At 51.2% G+C, this 1,121-nt stretch carries 2 tRNA genes and 3 rRNA genes; all 5 read right to left on the bottom strand.

Going from position 1 to position 1,121, the window contains the following annotated elements:
• A 23S ribosomal RNA gene (locus L6H98_RS31165) occupies positions 1-99 on the bottom strand; the annotation flags it as partial.
• Between the two features lie 140 nt (positions 100-239).
• A tRNA-Ala gene (locus tag L6H98_RS31160) sits at positions 240-315 on the bottom strand.
• Positions 316-406: 91 nt separating this feature from the next.
• Positions 407-483: transfer RNA gene (locus L6H98_RS31155), tRNA-Ile, on the bottom strand.
• A gap of 35 nt (positions 484-518) precedes the next feature.
• Positions 519-635 (bottom strand): 5S ribosomal RNA (gene rrf / locus L6H98_RS31150).
• A 101-nt stretch (positions 636-736) separates the two neighbouring features.
• Positions 737-1,121: ribosomal RNA gene (locus tag L6H98_RS31145) — 16S ribosomal RNA — on the bottom strand; the annotation flags it as partial.

The raw sequence follows: 1,121 nt of genomic DNA, 5'->3' as shown, positions 1-1,121 counted from the left end.
AGCTTGCTTACAGCTCCCCGAGGCAGTATCGTTGTTCGCCACGTCCTTCATCGGCTCCTAGCGCCTAGGCATCCTCCGTGTGCTCTTAGTAGCTTAACCATGTTACTCGTAAAGAGTAAGATGCAATCTACCGTTTTATTGAAACTTGTTTGACACAAGTTCAGCTAAAAGGAATGTTCTAATTCGCATTTTTCGTTTCGATATCCAGTTTTCAAAGAACAAGCTTAGAAAATCATTGTTGGTGGAGCCAAGCGGGATCGAACCGCTGACCTCCTGCTTGCAAGGCAGGCGCTCTCCCAGCTGAGCTATGGCCCCAAACCTTACTCCAAAAAGTGAAGTTTGCCTACGAGATTGATTCCAATTACTTTTCAGCTACCCCGCATACAAAAACCTTATGAAGTTTGAATGGTGGGCCCTGGTGGACTCGAACCACCGACCTCACCCTTATCAGAGGTGCGCTCTAACCAACTGAGCTAAGGGCCCACAATAATATTGAATTGTCACCCGAAACGGGTTACGCTTGGCGGCTTTCTACTCTCCCAGGACCCTGCGGTCCAAGTACCATCGACGATGAAGGGCTTAACGGTCGTGTTCGGGATGGGAACGTGTGGAACCCCTTCGCTATCGCCACCAAACGTATGAGAGTTTGAACTCTCAAAACTGAGCAACGAGTGAGTAAGTTTGCAGCTGAGCTGCTTATTTGAATGTCTTCATCGCAGAAGACGATTCTCCATAGAAAGGAGGTGATCCAGCCGCACCTTCCGATACGGCTACCTTGTTACGACTTCACCCCAATCATCTACCCCACCTTCGGCGGCTGGCTCCTTGCGGTTACCCCACCGACTTCGGGTGTTGTAAACTCTCGTGGTGTGACGGGCGGTGTGTACAAGACCCGGGAACGTATTCACCGCGGCATGCTGATCCGCGATTACTAGCAATTCCGACTTCATGCAGGCGAGTTGCAGCCTGCAATCCGAACTGAGACCGGCTTTTTAGGATTAGCTCCACCTCGCGGCTTCGCAGCCCGTTGTACCGGCCATTGTAGTACGTGTGTAGCCCAGGTCATAAGGGGCATGATGATTTGACGTCATCCCCACCTTCCTCCGGTTTGTCACCGGCAG

The organism is Paenibacillus sp. JJ-223, assembly GCF_927798175.1.
GTDB classification, from domain to species: Bacteria; Bacillota; Bacilli; order Paenibacillales; family Paenibacillaceae; genus Paenibacillus; species Paenibacillus hubeiensis.
Note: the sequence above shows the minus strand (reverse complement) of the source record. Positions and strands in the feature narration are given on the sequence as shown.